This is a genomic window from Mycobacterium interjectum (assembly GCF_900078675.2).
GTDB lineage: Bacteria > Actinomycetota > Actinomycetes > Mycobacteriales > Mycobacteriaceae > Mycobacterium > Mycobacterium interjectum.
Map to the genome: position 1 here is coordinate 206,805 of NZ_LT546237.1, position 17,493 is coordinate 224,297.

Sequence of the window (17,493 nt, forward strand, 5' to 3'; positions counted from 1 at the left end):
CGATGGTGTGCGCGACGCCGGCCGCCGTCAGGGCCTTATTGAGCGCCTCGGCGTGATCGGGGGTGAAGGCCGCGTCGTTTTCGGCGCCGCCCACGTACACGGTCGCGGTCATCCGGTCGGCCAGCAGGTGGGGGCTGTCCGCGCCGTCGGTCACCAGCCCGCCGCCGTGGAACGACGCGGCGGCGGCGACGCGGTCGCCGAGGCGCCCGGCCACCACCACCGAGGTACGGCCGCCCATGCAATAGCCGCACACGCCGAACCGCTGACCGGACACCTCGGGGCGCGCGGCCAGGTAGTCGAAGAAGGCGCCGGCGTCGCTGGCCATCTTGTCCGGTGTGATGCCGCCGATCATGGAGAACAGGCGTCGGCGTTCCTCGGCGTCGCCGAACACCGTGGCCATGTCGAACGGCGCCCAGTCGCCGCTGCGGTAGTACACGTCGGGAAGCAGCACCGCATAACCGAATCCGGCCAGTTCGGCGGCCATCTGGTCGAAGGTGTCGCGCACGCCGCCGGCATCGCAGTACATGACTACTCCGGGCCAGGGCCCGGAGCCCTCGGGGGTGAACAGGCCGACGGGGCAGGTGCCGTCGGGAGTGGTGACGCGGTCGGTGATCTTCGGCATGGCTCCCGTTCTACTCCTGGCCCACAGGCTGAATTTATCGGCGTCGACCCGCCGCGCCCGGCTCCGCCGCGCTTGCGATCGCCGCTAAGCTGGCCGCGTGCCGATCCCGACGCCCTACGAGGACCTGCTACGCCTGGTGCTGGAGCGGGGCGCGGCGAAATCCGACCGCACCGGCACCGGAACCCGCAGCCTGTTCGGCCAGCAGCTGCGCTACGACCTGGCGGCCGGGTTCCCCTTGCTGACCACCAAGAAGGTGCACCTCAAGTCGGTGGTCTACGAGTTGCTCTGGTTTTTGCGCGGCGACTCCAACGTCGCGTGGCTGCACGAGCACGGCGTCACCATCTGGGACGAATGGGCAAGCGACACAGGCGATCTCGGGCCGATCTACGGCGTGCAGTGGCGGTCCTGGCCGACCCCGTCCGGTGAGCACGTCGACCAGATCAGCGCCGCGCTGGACCTGCTGCGCACCGACCCGAACTCGCGCCGCATCATCGTGTCGGCGTGGAACGTCGGCGACATCCCGCAGATGGCGCTGCCGCCGTGCCACGCGTTCTTCCAGTTCTACGTCGCCGACGGCCGGCTGAGCTGCCAGCTCTACCAGCGCAGTGCCGACCTGTTCCTCGGCGTGCCGTTCAACATCGCCAGCTACGCGCTGCTCACCCACATGATGGCCGCGCAGGCCCGTCTCTCGGTCGGCGAGTTCGTCTGGACGGGCGGCGACTGCCACATCTACGACAACCACGTCGAACAGGTCCGGACCCAACTCGGTCGCGAGCCGCGACCCTACCCGGAACTCGTTCTGGCGCATCGGGATTCGATCTTCGACTACACCTACGAGGATGTGGTCGTGAAGAACTACGATCCGCACCCGGCGATCAAAGCCCCCGTCGCTGTATGACGTCCCTGGGTCTGGTCTGGGCTCAGTCGACGTCCGGCGTCATCGGGCGCGGCGGCGACATCCCGTGGCGGGTGCCCGAAGACCTGGCCCGTTTCAAGCAGGTGACCATGGGGCACACGGTGGTGATGGGCCGGCGCACCTGGGAGTCGCTGCCGGCCCGGGTCCGGCCGCTGCCGGGCCGCCGAAACGTCGTCATGACCCGGCAGGCCGACTACCAAGCCGACGGAGCGCAGACGGTCGGATCGCTCGAGGCCGCGCTGACGGGGGCCGAGACGTGGGTGATCGGCGGCGCGGAGATCTACGTGCTGGCGCTGCCGCTGGCGACCCGGTGCGAGGTCACCGAGGTCGACATCGACCTGGCGCGCGACGACGAGGACGCGCTGGCCCCGGCGCTCGACGAGTCGTGGCTGGGCGCGACGGGGGAGTGGCAGGTCAGCCGCACGGGGCTGCGCTACCGGTTTCACAGCTACCGGCGGGCCTGAGCGCCCACGTCGCCGCCCGTGCCATACTCGGACGCGGGGTCGGTATCGCCGGGGTTTTTGACCAGACGTTGCCAGGAGGGGGAATTGGCAGTGATGACCGAACCCGCAACGACGTTCACGCGCACGTTCAGGGGCTACGACCCCGGCGCCGTCGACGCGCACATCGAGATGCTGGCCACCAAGCAGCAGTTGCTGCGCGACGACGTCGAGAGCCTGCGGGCGCGGCTGAGGGAATCCGGCGAGGAGGCGGCCGCCCTGCGCAAGGAGATCGCCGTCCTCACGGAGACCTCGACCTCGCCCCACGCGGTGCAGCAGCGGATGGCGAAGATGCTGCGGCGCGCGGTCGACGAGGCCTCCGAGATGCAGGCCGAGGCGCGGGCCGAGGCGGAGGCGCTGGTCGCGGCCGCCGAGGCCGAGGCGGCGGCCGCCCAGCGACGGCGTGCCACGGTGCTGGNGGCCGGCATGCGCGCCGACGCCCAGAAGGCGCGCGAGCAGCTCCTCGGCGACGCGAAGCTACAGGCCGATCACTATCGCGACACGGCCCGGCGCGCGGTGCAGGAGGCGAGTCAGCACCGGATCAGGATCCTCGAACAGCTGATGGGCGTGTACCGCGACCTGGAGCCGGTCCCCGCGGCTCTCGAGTCGGCGTACGAAGAACGAAACAATCCGCCGGAGGCGGGCTCCCTGGTGTCGGCGGACGGGAAAGTCGGCACGGGTTGAGCCCGGTCGCGCCGCCGCTGAGGACGGGCCAACAGCCGGTATCCTCGGCGCGTGTCGCCCCGCACCCCCAGGCTATCCGCCGTGCAAGCCCGGCGGATAGCCGTTGCGGCCCAAGGATTTAGCGAGCCCCGCCCCGCCGGCCCGATCACCCGCGCGCGCCTGAAGCGGCTCATATCGAGAATTCAAGTCCTACAGCTGGATTCGGTCTCGGTGGCGGTGCGCGCCCACTACGCGCCGGTGTACAGCCGGCTCGGTCCCTACGACCGTGACGTGTTGGACCGCGCGGCCTGGGGGCCGCGCTCGGCGCGGCTGCTGGCGGAGTACTGGGCCCACGAGGCCGCGCTGATGGCCGTCGACGACTGGCCGCTGCTGCGCTGGCGGATGCGCCAATACACCCATGGCCGTTGGGGCACCCATATCGTCAAGGCCAACCCCAAGCTGGCGGAGCGCATCGTCGCCACCGTCGCGGAGCTCGGGCCCAGCACGGCCGGGCAGATCGAGGAACACCTGGCCGCCGAGCCGAGGCGCAAGAAGGGCACCTGGTGGACCCGCAGCGACACCAAGTGGGTCGCCGAGGCGCTGTTCGCGTCCGGCGTGCTCACCACGGCCACCCGGGTGGGCTTCGCGCGCCACTACGACCTGGTGGAGCGGGTGCTGCCGGCGAGCGTGCTGGCCCGCGAGGTCGATGACGACGAGGCCGTCCGCGAGCTGACGCTGCGGGCGGCCACCGCGCTGGGCGTGGGCACCGAGGCCGACATCCGCGACTACTTCCGGCTGTCGGCCCAGCAGGTCAAACCGGCGATCGCCGAGCTGCTGGCCGCCGGTGCGATCGAGCGCGCCGACGTTGACGGCTGGTCCGCGCCGGCGTACCTGCGGGCGGGCCGGACGGTGCCGCGCGTCGACCGCGGCACCGCGCTGTTGTGCCCGTTCGACCCGTTGATCTTCTTCCGGCCCCGGGTCGAGCGGCTCTTCGGCTTCCACTACCGCATCGAGATCTACACGCCGGCCGCCCAGCGCCGGTACGGCTACTACGTGTGGCCGCTGCTGATGGACGGGCGGCTGGTGGCGCGGGTCGACCTCAAGGCCGACCGGGCCGGTGATTCGCTGCGCGTGCTGGGAGCGTTCGGCGAGGCTCACATTCCGCGACCGCGGGTGATCGCGGCGCTGGCCGGCGAACTGCGGTCCATGGCGTCGTGGCTGGGCCTGGGCGGGTTCAGCGTCTCGACCCGGGGCGACCTGGCCGCCGGGCTGCGGGCGGCGGGCTGATGCGGGCAACGGACAAAGAGCTCAAGGACACGCTCTGGAAGGCGGCCAACAAGCTGCGCGGCGCCCTGTCGGCCGGCCAGTACAAGGACGTCATCCTCGGGCTGGTGTTCCTCAAGCACGCCAGCGATTCGAGCTGGAAGTCCTTGGCGCACAACGCCGAATCGCCAAACATCGGCCGGCTCGTCGACGACGCGATGGAGGCCGCGACGCTGCCGCGGCTGTATGAAGGCCTCGACCCGCGCCGCCTCGGCGACCTGGTTTGCCTGCTCGACGGCGCGCAACTCGGCCGGGACGGCGGCCGGCCCACCCGGGATGTGATGGGCGAGGTGTACGAGTACTTCCTGGGCAACTTCGCCCGGACCGAGGGCCGGCGCGGCGGCGAGTTCTTCACCCCGCCCAGCGTGGTGCGGGTGCTCGTCGAGGTCCTCGAACCGTCGAGCGGGCGGGTGTACGACCCGTGTTGCGGGTCGGGTGGAATGTTCGTGCAGACCGACCGGTTCGTCGCCGCGCACCACGGCGATCGCGCGAAAGTCGCGGTCTACGGGCAGGAAAGCGTCGAGCAGACCTGGCGGATGGCGAAGATGAACCTCGCCGTGCACGGCATCGACGACACCGGGCTCGGCCCGCGGTGGGGCGACACGTTCGTCGACGACCTGCACGCCGGCGTGCAGATGGACTACGTGCTGGCCAATCCGCCCTTCAACATCAGGGATTGGGCCCGCGACGAAACGGATTCGCGCTGGCGCTTCGGCGTTCCGCCCGCCACCAACGCCAACTACGCCTGGATTCAACACATCCTGTCCAAGCTGGCGCCGGGCGGCAAGGCCGGAGTGGTGATGGCCAACGGCTCGATGTCGTCGAACACGCTCGGGGAGGGCGACATTCGGGCCGGGATAGTCGAGGCGGACCTGGTGTCGTGCATGGTGGCGCTGCCCGGGCAGTTGTTCCGCAGCACCGGCATCCCGGTGTGCGTGTGGTTTTTCGCCCGGGACAAGGCCGCGCGGGCCGGCCAGGTGTTGTTCATCGACGCACGCGGCCTGGGCCACCTGGCGGATCGGGCGGAGCGCGTGCTGTCCGACGAAGAGGTCGTCCGCATCGGCGACACCTACCACGCGTGGTGCGGGTCGCAGTCGGCCATCGGCAAAGGCCTGACCTACCAGGATGTTCCGGGCTTCTGCAGCTCGGCGTCGCTGGACGACATCAGGGCCGCGGGCTACGCCCTGACGCCCGGACGGTATGTCGGCCCACCCGCCGCCGCCGTCGACGGGGAGCCCGTCGACCAGAAGATCGCCCGGTTGACCGGCGACCTGCTGGCGGCCCTGGACGAATCCGCGCGATTGGACGCCCTGGTGCGCGAGCAGGTGGAGCGCCTGCGGTGAGGGTCAGGCTGGGCGACCATCTCGAATTCAGCAACGGAACACCCCCGCCGCCACGGGCGCCGGACGGGTGCTTCCGCGTGTACGGCGCCAACGGGGCGATCGGCTATGCGGCACAACACAACGCGGCCGGGCCCCTCATCGTGCTCGGCCGGGTCGGATCGTATTGCGGCAGCCTGCGGTATTGCGATGCCGAGGTCTGGGTCACCGACAACGCGCTGGTATGCCGGGCCAAGGACCCCCGGGACACGCGGTACTGGTACTACGCGCTGCGCACCTGCGGGCTGGGCGATCACCGCGCCGGATCGGGCCAGCCCCTGCTCAACCAGCGGATCCTGCGCGACGTCTCGGTCCCGACCGTCGCGGCGCCGCAACGCCGCCGGATCGCCGAGGTGCTCGGCGCCGTCGACGACAAAATCGCCGCCAACGAACGCGTGATCGCGGCCGCCGAACAGCTGATGGTGGCCATCGCGGAGTCGGTGCCCGAGCACGTGCCGTTGTCCTGCCTGGCCCAGCGGTCGACGGCACTGGTGGGCCCCGCCGGGTTCGACGACGTCGTCGCCCACTTCAGCCTGCCGGCGTTCGACGACGGCGCGAAGCCCGCGCTCGTCGCCGCCGAAACGGTGAAAAGCGGCAAGTTCCTCCTGTCGCAGCCGTGCGTCCTGGTCGCGAAGCTCAACCCCCGGATCCCGCGCATCTGGGACGTGCCGGCCCTGCCCTCGCAAATGGCCTTGGCCAGCACCGAATTCGTGGTGCTGAGGCCGGCCGGGGTGGCTACGTCGGCGCTGTGGTCGGCGGTAGCGCAACCCGCCGTCACCGAGACGCTGCGGCGCCGGGTCGCCGGGACCTCGGGGAGCCACCAGCGGATCCAACCGCGCGAGCTGCTCGAGGTCCGGGTCCCCGATGTCCGGCGGTTGGCGCCCGCCGCGTCGCGGACGATCACCGGGCTGGGCGCGCTGTGCGACGCCCGCCGCGCCGAATGCGTGCAATTGTCCGCCTTCCGCGACGCAACGCTGCCGCTGCTGATATCGGGTGAGCTCGTGGTGCGGCCGTCGCGTTAAGGTGAGCGCCGTGGCCGAGACCGCGCCGCTGCGCGTGCAACTGATCGCCAAGACGGAGTTCCTGGCGCCGCCGGACGTGCCCTGGAGCACCGATAGTCCCGATGTCAGCGGCGGTTCCGCGCTGGTCGAGTTCGCCGGCCGGGCCTGCTATCAGAGCTGGTCGAAGCCCAACCCCAAGACGGCGACCAACGCCGGCTACATCGGGCACATCATCGACGTCGGGCACTTTTCGGTGCTCGAGCACGCGAGCGTGTCGTTCTACATCACCGGCATCTCGCGATCGTGCAGCCACGAGCTGATCCGGCACCGGCACTTCTCCTACTCGCAGCTGTCGCAACGCTATGTGCCGGAGGGCGACTCGCTTGTCGTCGTGCCGCCCGGGATGGACGACGACCCCGAGTTGCGGCGGATCCTGGCCGCCGCCGCCGACGCCAGCCGGGCCACCTACGCCGAGCTGCTGGCCAAGCTGGAGGCCAAGTTCGCAACGGGCGAGCCCGGCGAAAAAACGGGGGTGTTGCGGCGCAAGCAGGCGCGCCAGGCAGCCCGGGCCGTGCTGCCCAACGCGACCGAAACCCGCATCGTGGTGACCGGGAACTACCGGGCGTGGCGGCACTTCATCGCGATGCGCGCCAGCGAGCACGCCGACGTGGAGATCCGGCGCCTGGCCGTCGAGTGCCTGCGCCAGCTCGTCGGCGTGGCGCCGGCCGTGTTCGCCGACTTCGAGGTTTCGACGCTGGCCGACGGGACCGAGGTTGCCACCAGCCCTTTGGCCACCGAAGCCTGAGCCGGCGGGGCCCGCGCGGCTGCTCAATGCGTTTTGCGCCGCCAGGTAACCTGAAGACCGTGAGCACCGTCGGATTCGACGCCCCCGCGCGGCTGGGAACCCTGCTGACCGCGATGGTGACGCCCTTCGCCGCCGATGGGTCCCTGGACACCGCCGCGGCGGCGCAGCTGGCAAACCGCCTGGTGGATGGGGGGTGCGACGGCCTGGTGGTCTCCGGGACCACCGGCGAGTCGCCGACCACCACCGACGACGAGAAGCTCGAGCTGCTGCGGGCCGTGCTGGAGGCGGTGGGCGACCGGGCCCGCGTCGTCGCCGGCGCCGGCACGTATGACACCGCCCACAGCGTGCGGCTGGCCAAGGCCTGCGCGGCCGAGGGCGCGCACGGCCTGCTGGTCGTCACGCCGTACTACTCCAAGCCGCCGCAGGCCGGGCTCGTCGCGCACTTCACCGCGGTCGCCGACGCGACCGACCTGCCGGTGCTGCTCTACGACATCCCGCCGCGCTCGGTGATACCGATCGAGACCGAGACCATCCACGCGCTGGCCCGCCACCCGAACATCGTGGGCATCAAGGACGCCAAGGCCGATCTGCACGCCGGCGCCCAGATCATGGCCGAGACCGGCCTGGCCTACTACTCCGGCGACGACGCGCTGAACCTGCCGTGGCTGGCGATGGGTGCCACCGGGTTCATCAGCGTGATCGCCCACGTGGCCGCGGGACAGTTACGGGAGCTGTTGTCCGCCTTCGGTTCCGGGGACATCGCCACCGCCCGGAAGATCAACGTCTCCCTCGCCCCGCTGTGCAACGCGATGGGCCGCCTGGGCGGCGTGACGATGTCGAAGGCGGGCCTGCGCCTGCAGGGCTTCGACGCGGGCGACCCCCGGCTGCCGCAAATGCCGGCAACGCCGGAGCAGAGCGAGGCGCTGGCGGCCGACATGCGCGCGGCCTCGGTGCTCCGGTGAGCCAGACGGTGGCCGCGACGTGGATGTAGACCTCGCCCCACCAGGTCCACTGACCCCGGGCGGGTTGCGTGTCACCGCGCTGGGCGGCATCAACGAAATCGGCCGCAACATGACGGTTTTCGAGCACCTGGGCCGCCTGCTGATCATCGACTGCGGGGTGATGTTCCCCACCCACGACGAGCCCGGCGTCGATTTGATCCTGCCGGACCTGCGCCACATCGAGGACCGGCTCGAGGACATCGAGGCGCTGGTGCTCACGCACGCCCACGAGGACCACATCGGCGCGATCCCGTTCCTGCTCCGGCTGCGCCCCGACATCCCGGTCGTCGGCTCGAAGTTCACCCTGGCGCTGGTCGCCGCGAAATGCCGCGAGCACCGCATCAAGCCGGTCTTCGTGCAGGTCGCCGAGGGGCAGCGCAGCACGCACGGCGTATTCGAGTGCCAGTACTTCGCGGTCAACCATTCCATCCCCGACGCGCTGGCCATCGCGGTCCACACGGGCGCCGGCACCGTGCTGCACACCGGCGACATCAAGCTCGACCAGCTGCCGCCGGACGGCCGGCCCACCGACCTGCCCGGCATGTCCCGGCTGGGCGACGCGGGCGTGGACCTGTTTTTGTGCGACTCGACCAATTCGGAGATCCCCGGCGTCGGGCCCTCGGAAAGCGAGGTCGGCCCGACGTTGCACCGGCTGATCCGCGGCGCCGACGGTCGCGTCATCGTGGCGTGTTTCGCCTCCAACGTGGACCGGGTGCAGCAGATCATCGATGCGGCAGTGGCATTGGGCCGGCGGGTGTCGTTCGTCGGGCGATCCATGGTGCGCAACATGGGCATCGCGCGGGAACTGGGATTTTTGCGGGTGGACGATTCCGACCTCATCGACATCTCCGCCGCCGAGATGATGGCGCCCGAGCGGGTGGTGCTGATCACCACCGGCACCCAGGGCGAGCCGATGTCGGCGCTGTCGCGGATGTCGCGCGGCGAGCACCGCAGCATCACGCTCACCAGTGAGGACCTGGTGATCCTGTCGTCGTCGCTGATTCCCGGCAACGAAGAGGCGGTGTACGGGGTGATCGACTCGCTGGCCAAGATCGGGGCCCGCGTCGTCACCAACCAGCAAGTGCGCGTGCACGTTTCCGGTCACGCCTACGCCGGCGAGCTGCTGTTCCTCTACAACGGCGTGCGGCCGCGCAACGTGATGCCGGTCCACGGCACCTGGCGCATGCTGCGAGCCAACGCGAAGCTGGCGGCGCGCGCCGGCGTGCCCGAGGAGTCGATCCTGCTGGCCGAGAACGGCGTCAGCGTCGACCTCGTCGCGGGCCACGCCTCCATCGCCGGGGCGGTGCCGGTCGGCAAGATGTTCGTCGACGGGCTGATCACCGGCGACGTCGGTGACATAACCCTGGGTGAGCGGCTCATCCTGTCGTCGGGTTTCGTCGCGGTGACCGTGGTGGTGAAGCGCGGCACCGGCCGTCCGGCCGCTGCGCCGCAGCTGTTTTCGCGCGGATTCTCCGAGGATCCCAAGGCGCTGGAGCCCGCGGTGCGCAAGGTCGAGGCGGAACTCGAGGCCCTCGTCGCCGACGGCGTCACCGATCCCATCCGGATCGCCCAGGGCGTGCGCCGCACGGTCGGCAAGTGGGTCGGCGAGACCTATCGCCGCCAGCCGATGATCGTCCCGACGGTCATCGAGGTCTAGGTCACGCTCGGCCCGCGAGATATCAACGGCTGCGAAGCTTTTCGGCGTGTCGTCGCAAACGTTTCCGTGTCGCGGGCGAGGCCCTAGGTCTTTTCCGCGTAGGCCGACCATTCCAGCGCCGACGCCGCGAGCTTGCGGCCGGTGGGCGCCACGTAGCGCTGCACGAGTTCGTCGGGGCCGGCCTGCTCCACGAGGCGCCAGCCGTACTCGGCGATGAACGCCGCGACCTCGTCGGGTTGCAGGCCGAAATGCCAAAGCTGGTGGCGCTGGCGGACATTGCGGTACAGCGTGCGGGTGCCGTACCGATTCGTCCCGTCGATGAAGTCCCGACGGACGTAGGTGAACACCAGTCGGCTGCCCGTTGCGGCCGCGCGCAGCCCCTCGAGGGTGCGACGGACACCGTCTTCGATGAGGTATTGGGTCACGCCTTCGCAGATGAAAAAGGCCCGGTAATCGGTGCGGTAGCCGTGTTCGGCCAACGAGGTGAGCAGGTCGTCGCGCTCGAAGTCCAACGGCACCAAGCGAACCGACATCGGCAATCCGCCCAGCACCCGCCGGACGGTCCTCGCCTTGCGGGCGATGTTGACCGGCAAGTCCACCTCGAAGATCGGCAGGCGGACCCGCCGCGTCAAGAGGTACGGGCGGGTGTCGAAGCCGGCGCCCAGGATGACGACCGCCTCGACGTCGGGCAGCGCCTCCTCGAGCTTGTCGGCGATGAACCGCTTGCGGCACGCGAGATTGGCCCACAGCCCCGGGCCGGTGTACTCCGACCCGCGGACCATCAGGCGGCGAGCCGGCGCCCAGCGCGTCGCGGCGACCAGCCAGCGCAGCGGGCGCGGCAGGAACAGTTCCGCGAGGTCGTCGTCCACCAGGCGGCGGCCGGGCGGCTCGTTGCGCTCGACCGCGGCCAACACCATCGGTCCGAAGGCGGTCTGCGCCGCGGGATTTCGTGCCATACGCGGCTACTTGTTCAAGAAGCCCGCATCGACCGGCAACGTCACGCCGGTGATATAGCGGGCCTGGTCGGAGACCAGCCACGCCACGGCATTGGCGATGTCTTCGGCGTCGAGCACCTCCACCGGCATGGCGTTACCCATGGCCCCCGGCGTGTCGGTCGCGGCGGCCATCTTCGCCAGCCACTCCCGGGTGAACTCGTTGTTGATCATGGGCGTTTCGACACCGGACGGATGGATGGAGTTGACCCGAATAAATTCCCGCGCAAGAAGATTCGCGTATACCCGCATCAACCCCACCACACCGTGCTTCGCGGCGGCATACCCGACCGAACCGGCGTCCGGGCTGCCGACGCCGGCCAATCCCGCGCTCGAACTGATCAGCACGATCGACCCCCCGGTGCCCTGCTTGACCATGGTCGGGATCGCGACCTTGATGGTGTTGTAGACGCCGGTGAGGTTGACGTCGATCACGTCGTGCCAGCCGTCGTCGCCGGACTGCATGGGGGCGATGCCGGCGTTGGCCACCACGATGTCGAGGCGGCCGAACTCGTCCAGGCCCGCCCGCAGCGCGGCCGACAGAGACCCCCGGTCGCGCACGTCGCCGCGAGCGGCCACGATGCGCGCGCCGGTGTCCTCGACGAGCTTGACGGTGGCCGCCAGGTCGTCCGCCGTGGCCAGGGGGTAGGGGACGCTGGCGATCTGCTCACAGAGGTCGACGGCGATGATGCTCGCGCCGTCGGCGGCCAGTCGCACCGCGTGCGCCCGGCCCTGGCCGCGCGCGGCGCCGGTGATGAGGGCGACCTTGCCCTCGAGCGGCCGGTCACTCACCGGCGCAGTTGCCCCTTGTCCGCGTCGCCGGCGGGAATGGGCTGCAGCATCTTGATGTCCGGCGCCCCGGCCAGGTGCTCGCCCGCCGCCGCGAACAACTTGCCGATCGCGGGCGCGGTGCTGTGCGTCTTGAGCGCTTCCTCGTCGGCCCACTGCTCGACGAACACGAACGTCTCGCCGCTTTGGTGCAGCGAGTACAGCTGGCATCCCGGCTCCTCGTGCACTTCCGAAACCGCGTTGGTCAGGATGTCGCGGACGGTGTCCACCGATTCGGGTTTGACGGTCATGGTGGCGACGACGACGACGGGCATGCTGGGGGCCTCCTGGGCGCTTGAGGGGTGGGTGACGGCATGACTGCGATCACCATTCGTCACCCTACTCACGCCCGGCCGGGCGCATCCCGCACCGGGCGATCGTTACCAGTGTGGCGGGGGGGGGAGATGGGGGATTTTCGACTACCCTTTCCCTCATGCCCAGGAAAAANCCGGAGGACCCCGAATTGCGCCGTCGCGCAGCGGGATTCATCGGCTTCGCCATCGGCGGGCCGCTGTCGGACGGGTTGACGCCCTGGATCGCCGCGCCGCTGTTGTTCATCGGCTTCATGTTCGGCCTGCTGTTGCTGACCGGGACCACGATCCGCGAGGTGCCCGATGTGGTCCGTGGCCTGTTCGGCGGCCGGCTGTTCGTCGACGAGGACGTCGCCTACGACTACGCCGACGAGTTCGACGACGACGACCAGCCTCGCGAAGACTTCTCCGACGGCTACTACGACGAGTCCGCGGAACCCCAGCCGCAGGCGTGGCCGTCGACGGCCCCCGCCCCGGCCGGCCTCGGCGAACCGATCGCGGACGACACCCCCACGATCCCGGAACCCGGGCGAAGCCGCCGTCGGGCCAAAAAACCGGAAACCCGGATCGTGGACCGCGTCGTCGAGGGTCCCTACACGCTGCCGCCGCTGAGCCTGCTGGTGGCCGGCGACCCGCCGAAAAAGCGCAGCGCCGCCAACAACGTCATGGCCGACGCCATCACCGAGGTGCTCAACCAGTTCAAGGTCGACGCCGCCGTCACCGGCTGCACCCGCGGGCCCACGGTGACCCGCTACGAGGTCGAGCTGGGGCCCGGCGTCAAGGTGGAGAAGATCACCGCCCTGCAGAAGAACATCGCCTACGCGGTGGCCACCGAGAGCGTCCGGATGCTGGCCCCCATCCCCGGCAAGTCCGCCGTCGGCATCGAGGTGCCCAACACCGACCGGGAGATGGTGCGGCTGGCCGACGTGCTCACCGCGCCCTCGACCCGCCGCGACCACCACCCGCTGGTGATCGGTCTGGGCAAGGACATCGAAGGGGACTTCATCTCGGCCAACCTGGCCAAGATGCCCCACCTGCTGGTCGCCGGCTCCACCGGATCGGGCAAGTCGAGCTTCGTCAACTCCATGCTGGTCTCGCTGCTGGCCCGGGCGACCCCGGAGGAGGTCAGGATGATCCTGATCGACCCGAAGATGGTGGAACTAACGCCCTACGAAGGCATTCCGCACCTGATCACCCCGATCATCACCCAGCCGAAGAAGGCGGCCGCCGCGCTGGCCTGGCTGGTCGAGGAGATGGAACAGCGCTACCAGGACATGCAGGCGTCGCGGGTGCGCCACATCGACGACTTCAACGAGAAGGTGCGCTCCGGTGCCATCACGGCGCCGCTGGGCAGCCAGCGCGAGTACCGGCCCTACCCCTATGTGGTGGCGATCGTCGACGAGCTGGCCGACCTGATGATGACGGCGCCGCGCGACGTGGAGGACGCGATCGTGCGGATCACGCAGAAGGCCCGCGCCGCGGGCATCCACCTGGTGCTGGCCACCCAGCGCCCGTCGGTGGACGTGGTCACCGGGCTGATCAAGACCAACGTGCCGTCGCGGCTGGCGTTCGCCACGTCGTCGCTCACCGACAGCCGGGTCATCCTGGACCAGGCCGGCGCGGAGAAGCTGATCGGGATGGGCGACGCCCTGTTCCTGCCGATGGGCGCCAGCAAGACCGTCCGGCTGCAGGGCGCCTTCATCACCGATGAGGAGATCCACGCCGTCGTCAGCGCCTGCAAGGACCAGGCCGAACCCGAATACACCGAGGGCGTCACCACCGCCAAGCCGACCGGCGAACGCACCGACGTCGACCCCGACATCGGCGACGACATGGACGTGTTCCTGCAGGCCGTCGAGCTGGTGGTGTCCAGCCAGTTCGGCTCGACCTCGATGCTGCAGCGCAAGCTGCGCGTCGGCTTCGCCAAGGCCGGCCGGCTGATGGACCTGATGGAGACCCGCGGCATCGTCGGGCCGTCCGAGGGATCCAAGGCGCGCGACGTGCTGGTCAAGCCCGACGAGCTGGCCGCGACGCTGGCCGCGATCCGGGGCCTGGACGGCGCCGGCGACGGCGGTGATGGGGATTAGCGCCGAACGTGCACTCAGGGCGGGATTTCGGCGAGTTTTTCGCCATCAGAACACGTTCGGCGGGCGGTGAGCGCTACAGCACCAACAACATCCGGGAGTTGCCCAGGATGTTGGGCTTGACGTAGCTGAGGTCCAGGAACTCGGCGACACCGATGTCGTAGGAGCGGCACATCTCCTCGTACACCTCGGCGGTGACCGGCGTGCCCTCGATCTCGGTGAACCCGTGCTTGCCGAAGAACTCGGTCTCGAAGGTCAGCACGAACAGCCGCTTCAACTGCAGCTCGCGGGCGACCTCGAGCAGCCGGTCGACGATCGCATGCCCGATGCCGTGGCCGGTCATCGCCGGGTCGACCGCGACGGTGCGGACCTCGCCGAGGTCCGCCCACAACACGTGCAGCGCCCCGCAGCCGACCACCCGGCCCTCGTGCTCGGCCACCCAGAACTCCTGGACGGCCTCGTAGAGCGTGACGAGGTTCTTCTCCAGCAGGATGCGTCCGGAGTACGTGTCGACGAGTTGTTTGATCGCGGGGACGTCGGACGTTCGCGCGCGCCGGACCACCGGCCGGGGGCCCCGTGAGCTTTGGGTCACGGGTAACAGTATCGGCAACGCGGAGTGGCCGCTGGTCAACCGCTATCCTTATGCCGTGTCGGGGCAGCCGCAAACACCGCCGATGGCAGGCCGCGCCCGCATCGCCAACCTCGCCAACGTCCTGACCCTGCTGCGGCTGGTGTTGGTCCCCATTTTCCTGCTCGCGCTGTTCACCGCCGACGGGCACCAAATCGCCGGCCGGATAGTCGCTTTCGTGATCTTCGCCGTCGCCTGCATCACCGACCGGTTCGACGGCCTGCTGGCCCGCAACTACGGGATGGCGACCGAATTCGGCGCGTTCGTCGATCCGATCGCGGACAAGGCCCTGATCGGGTCGGCGCTGATCGGGCTGTCGATGCTGGGGGACCTGCCGTGGTGGGTCACGGCGGTGATCATGACCCGCGAGGTGGCGGTGACGCTGCTGCGGTTGGCGGTGATTCGCCGCGGCGTCATCCCGGCGAGTTGGGGCGGCAAGCTCAAGACCGTCGTCCAGGCGCTGGCGATCGGCTTGTTCGTCCTGCCGCTGTCGGGGCCGTTCCGGGTGGTGGCGGCCGCCGTCATGGGCATCGCGATCGTGCTGACGGTGGTGACCGGCGTGGACTACGTGGTGTCCACCGCCAGGGCGGTTCGCCAGCCGACCGGCTGACCGGGAACCAACCCACCGCCGCCGGCGTTGGCCCTAGTGAGTGCCTGCTGAACTTGGGGTTGTCACGTGCTGAGCAGGGCTGACTGGACGAAGGAGAGCAGGATGGCGCCATTGATGCGCGAGGTCATCGGCGATGTGTTGCGCCGGGCCCGGACGTCACAGGGACGCACGCTGCGCGAGGTCTCGGATTCGGCGCGGGTGAGCCTCGGGTACCTGTCGGAGGTGGAGCGCGGCCGCAAGGAGCCCTCCAGCGAGCTGCTCAACGCGATCTGCGATGCGCTCGAGGTGCCGCTGTCGGCCGTCCTCACCGGTGCCGGGGAGCGCATGGCGAGCAAGGAAAGCGCTGCTTACGGCGCGCCGACCGCCGGGGTGGGCGGACCCACCATCGATGCCAGCACCAAGGTCGTCATCCCGCCGGTGGCGTCGCTGGCCGTGGCCTGACCCCGGTTGCCACGCGGGGCGGATCCAGCGCCAGGGGTGGGGCGACGGGCCCCGAACCGATAAATTGAGCGGCAGGGCGCTTGTCCGGCATATGAGAAGCGAAGGTGGACCTGACTGATGGCCAATCCGTTCGTCAAAGCGTGGAAATACCTGATGGCGCTGTTCAACGCCAAGATTGACGAACACGCCGACCCGAAGGTGCAGATCCAGCAGGCCATCGAGGAGGCGCAGCGCCAGCACCAGGCGCTGACCCAGCAGGCCGCCCAGGTGATCGGTAACCAGCGCCAACTGGAGATGCGGCTCAACCGCCAGCTCGCCGACATCGAGAAGCTGCAGGTCAACGTGCGTCAGGCGCTGACGCTGGCCGACCAGGCCACCGGCGCCGGGGACGCCGCCAAGGCCGCCGAGTACAACAACGCCGCGGAGGCGTTCGCGGCCCAGCTGGTGACCGCCGAGCAGAGCGTCGAAGACCTCAAGGCCCTGCACGACCAGGCGCTGTCCGCCGCGGCCCAGGCCAAGAAGGCCGTCGAACAGAACTCGATGGTGCTGCAGCAGAAGATTTCCGAGCGCACCAAGCTGCTCAGCCAGCTCGAGCAGGCGAAGATGCAGGAACAGGTCAGCGCGTCGCTGCGGTCGATGAGCGAGATCGCCGCCCCGGGCACCACCCCGAGCCTCGACGAGGTCCGCGAGAAGATCGAACGCCGCTACGCCAACGCGATCGGTTCCGCCGAGCTCGCGCAGGGTACCGTGCAGGGCCGCATGCTCGAGGTCGAGCAGGCCGGCGTCCAGATGGCCGGCCATTCCCGGCTCGAGCAGATCCGCGCGTCGATGCGCGGCGAGGCGCTGCCGGCGGGCGGGGCGGCCGCCACTCCCGNCGCGGCCGCCAAGACATCGGCGGCGATGGCGTCCACCGCCGCCGAGGTGGTGTCGATGGAGCGGGCGGCGCAGTACGCCGAGTCGTCGCGGGCGCATCTGGTGCCCACCATCAACGCGTTCACCGCGCAGCTGAGCGCCGGTGTGCGCCAGTACAACGAAATGGTCACCGCCGCAGCGCAATTGGTGTCCTCGGCAAACGGCGACGGGGCCGCCCCGGTGCAGCAGCGCTACCGCGACGAGCTGGTCGGCGCGACCGATCGACTGATGGGTTGGGCGCAGGCGTTCGACGAGCTGGGCGGGTTGCCCCGGCGCTAGAACGAGGCCCGCAGCGACGGCACCACCAGCCCCGCCACGCCACGCAGCGTCGCCTTGAACATGTCGAAGAAGTCAAAGTAATCCCGCCACAGCGTGATTCGCCCGTCGTGCACCTCGAACACGCCGCACACCCAGAACTGCAGCCGCAGCGGGCCGACGATCAGCGCGTCGGTGCGTTCGGTGAGCACCGCGGCGCCGTCGGCGGCGATGCGGTGGATCTTCACCTCGAAGGCCCCGCGGCCCTCCATCATGCGGAACAGCTTGATCGTCCGGGCGCGGCCGTGGATCGTCGGCAACCCGACGTTCTGGTAAACCAGGTTGTCGTCCAGCGCCGCCCCGGCGGCATCCAGGTCCGAATCTTGAAGCGCGTTCAGGAAACCTTCGACCGTGCGGGTGTTCGAAACGCCTGTGTCGGTGAGCTCGGTCATGGTGCCAGCGTAGGCGAGTGCGGCGGCCCGGCGGTGTGGCAGGGGAGGGGCTGTCTCTTGTGCACCTCTAGATGTGGATAAGGGGCAGGGCGGCACCCCCGGCCAACCGGCCG

General features: G+C 69.9%; 18 protein-coding genes and 1 pseudogene. 13 read left to right on the forward strand and 6 right to left on the reverse strand.

Annotated features, from left to right (window positions below; genetic code table 11):
* Positions 1-622: dienelactone hydrolase family protein (locus BN4348_RS35390; RefSeq protein WP_066909824.1), on the reverse strand; the 622-nt coding region annotated here is incomplete at its 3' end.
* A 97-nt stretch (positions 623-719) separates the two neighbouring features.
* On the opposite strand from BN4348_RS35390, the gene BN4348_RS35395 reads away from it, so the two are divergent.
* The 9 genes from BN4348_RS35395 (at position 720) to BN4348_RS35435 (ending at position 9,867) form a co-directional block, all read left to right on the forward strand.
* On the forward strand, positions 720-1,520 hold the full coding sequence (locus BN4348_RS35395) for a thymidylate synthase (RefSeq protein ID WP_066909784.1): 801 nt from the start codon (positions 720-722) through the stop codon (positions 1,518-1,520).
* A complete protein-coding gene (locus BN4348_RS35400; RefSeq protein WP_066909787.1) occupies positions 1,517-2,002 on the forward strand; it encodes a dihydrofolate reductase in 486 nt (161 codons plus the stop codon). The genes BN4348_RS35395 and BN4348_RS35400 overlap by 4 nt, the downstream gene beginning before the upstream one ends.
* 90 nt (positions 2,003-2,092) lie before the next feature.
* Positions 2,093-2,722: a DivIVA domain-containing protein gene (locus BN4348_RS35405; RefSeq protein WP_066909790.1), complete on the forward strand. Its 630-nt coding sequence runs from the start codon at positions 2,093-2,095 to the stop codon at positions 2,720-2,722.
* Positions 2,723-2,773: 51 nt separating this feature from the next.
* The gene (locus BN4348_RS35410) at positions 2,774-3,988 is read left to right on the forward strand and encodes a winged helix-turn-helix domain-containing protein (protein WP_066909794.1); all 1,215 of its coding nucleotides are present in this window, start codon (positions 2,774-2,776) and stop codon (positions 3,986-3,988) included.
* Positions 3,988-5,367, forward strand: a complete 1,380-nt coding sequence (locus tag BN4348_RS35415; protein ID WP_066909797.1) for a class I SAM-dependent DNA methyltransferase — start codon at positions 3,988-3,990, stop codon at positions 5,365-5,367. Before BN4348_RS35410 ends, BN4348_RS35415 begins: the two co-directional genes overlap by 1 nt.
* Positions 5,364-6,425 carry a restriction endonuclease subunit S gene (locus BN4348_RS35420; RefSeq protein ID WP_066909800.1) on the forward strand — a complete coding sequence of 354 codons (1,062 nt, stop codon included), beginning with the start codon at positions 5,364-5,366 and terminating at the stop codon, positions 6,423-6,425. Before BN4348_RS35415 ends, BN4348_RS35420 begins: the two co-directional genes overlap by 4 nt.
* Before the next feature lie 10 nt (positions 6,426-6,435).
* Positions 6,436-7,209 (forward strand): FAD-dependent thymidylate synthase, encoded by a 774-nt coding sequence (gene thyX, locus BN4348_RS35425; RefSeq protein WP_066909827.1) that lies wholly within the window; start codon positions 6,436-6,438, stop codon positions 7,207-7,209.
* Between the two features lie 59 nt (positions 7,210-7,268).
* Positions 7,269-8,171, forward strand: coding sequence for a 4-hydroxy-tetrahydrodipicolinate synthase (gene dapA, locus BN4348_RS35430; RefSeq protein WP_066909830.1), 903 nt, complete (start codon positions 7,269-7,271; stop codon positions 8,169-8,171).
* 19 nt (positions 8,172-8,190) lie between these two features.
* Positions 8,191-9,867, forward strand: coding sequence for a ribonuclease J (locus BN4348_RS35435; protein WP_066909803.1), 1,677 nt, complete (start codon positions 8,191-8,193; stop codon positions 9,865-9,867).
* 83 nt (positions 9,868-9,950) lie between these two features.
* On the opposite strand, the gene BN4348_RS35440 is transcribed toward BN4348_RS35435, so the two are convergent.
* Genes BN4348_RS35440 through BN4348_RS35450 form a run of 3 tightly spaced genes read right to left on the reverse strand, consistent with a single transcriptional unit; the run spans position 9,951 to position 11,962 of the window.
* Complete coding sequence (locus BN4348_RS35440; RefSeq protein WP_066909806.1) at positions 9,951-10,823, reverse strand: SAM-dependent methyltransferase; 873 nt, start codon at positions 10,821-10,823, stop codon at positions 9,951-9,953.
* Between the two features lie 6 nt (positions 10,824-10,829).
* A complete protein-coding gene (locus BN4348_RS35445; RefSeq protein ID WP_066909809.1) occupies positions 10,830-11,651 on the reverse strand; it encodes a mycofactocin-coupled SDR family oxidoreductase in 822 nt (273 codons plus the stop codon).
* Positions 11,648-11,962: a putative quinol monooxygenase gene (locus tag BN4348_RS35450; protein ID WP_066909812.1), complete on the reverse strand. Its 315-nt coding sequence runs from the start codon at positions 11,960-11,962 to the stop codon at positions 11,648-11,650. Before BN4348_RS35450 ends, BN4348_RS35445 begins: the two co-directional genes overlap by 4 nt.
* 173 nt (positions 11,963-12,135) lie before the next feature.
* Here BN4348_RS35450 and BN4348_RS35455 point away from each other — a divergent pair.
* Positions 12,136-14,085, forward strand: a pseudogene (locus BN4348_RS35455) (DNA translocase FtsK); the annotation flags it as partial.
* Between the two features lie 73 nt (positions 14,086-14,158).
* Here the strand turns inward: BN4348_RS35455 and BN4348_RS35460 are convergent.
* A complete protein-coding gene (locus BN4348_RS35460; RefSeq protein WP_096866111.1) occupies positions 14,159-14,674 on the reverse strand; it encodes an amino-acid N-acetyltransferase in 516 nt (171 codons plus the stop codon).
* Between the two features lie 82 nt (positions 14,675-14,756).
* Here BN4348_RS35460 and pgsA point away from each other — a divergent pair, with 82 nt between their 5' ends.
* The 3 genes from pgsA (at position 14,757) to pspM (ending at position 16,952) form a co-directional block, all read left to right on the forward strand.
* On the forward strand, positions 14,757-15,320 hold the full coding sequence (pgsA, locus tag BN4348_RS35465) for a CDP-diacylglycerol--glycerol-3-phosphate 3-phosphatidyltransferase (RefSeq protein WP_066909815.1): 564 nt from the start codon (positions 14,757-14,759) through the stop codon (positions 15,318-15,320).
* A gap of 102 nt (positions 15,321-15,422) precedes the next feature.
* Positions 15,423-15,761, forward strand: coding sequence for a transcriptional regulator ClgR (gene clgR, locus BN4348_RS35470; protein ID WP_066909818.1), 339 nt, complete (start codon positions 15,423-15,425; stop codon positions 15,759-15,761).
* Positions 15,762-15,878: 117 nt separating this feature from the next.
* Positions 15,879-16,952 (forward strand): phage shock envelope stress response protein PspM, encoded by a 1,074-nt coding sequence (pspM, locus tag BN4348_RS35475; protein WP_167670459.1) that lies wholly within the window; start codon positions 15,879-15,881, stop codon positions 16,950-16,952.
* Here pspM and BN4348_RS35480 read toward each other — a convergent pair.
* Entirely contained in the window at positions 16,949-17,380 is a 432-nt protein-coding gene (locus BN4348_RS35480; protein ID WP_066909821.1) for a limonene-1,2-epoxide hydrolase, read from the reverse strand. The genes pspM and BN4348_RS35480 overlap by 4 nt on opposite strands.
* Between the last annotated feature and the right edge of the window lie 113 nt (positions 17,381-17,493).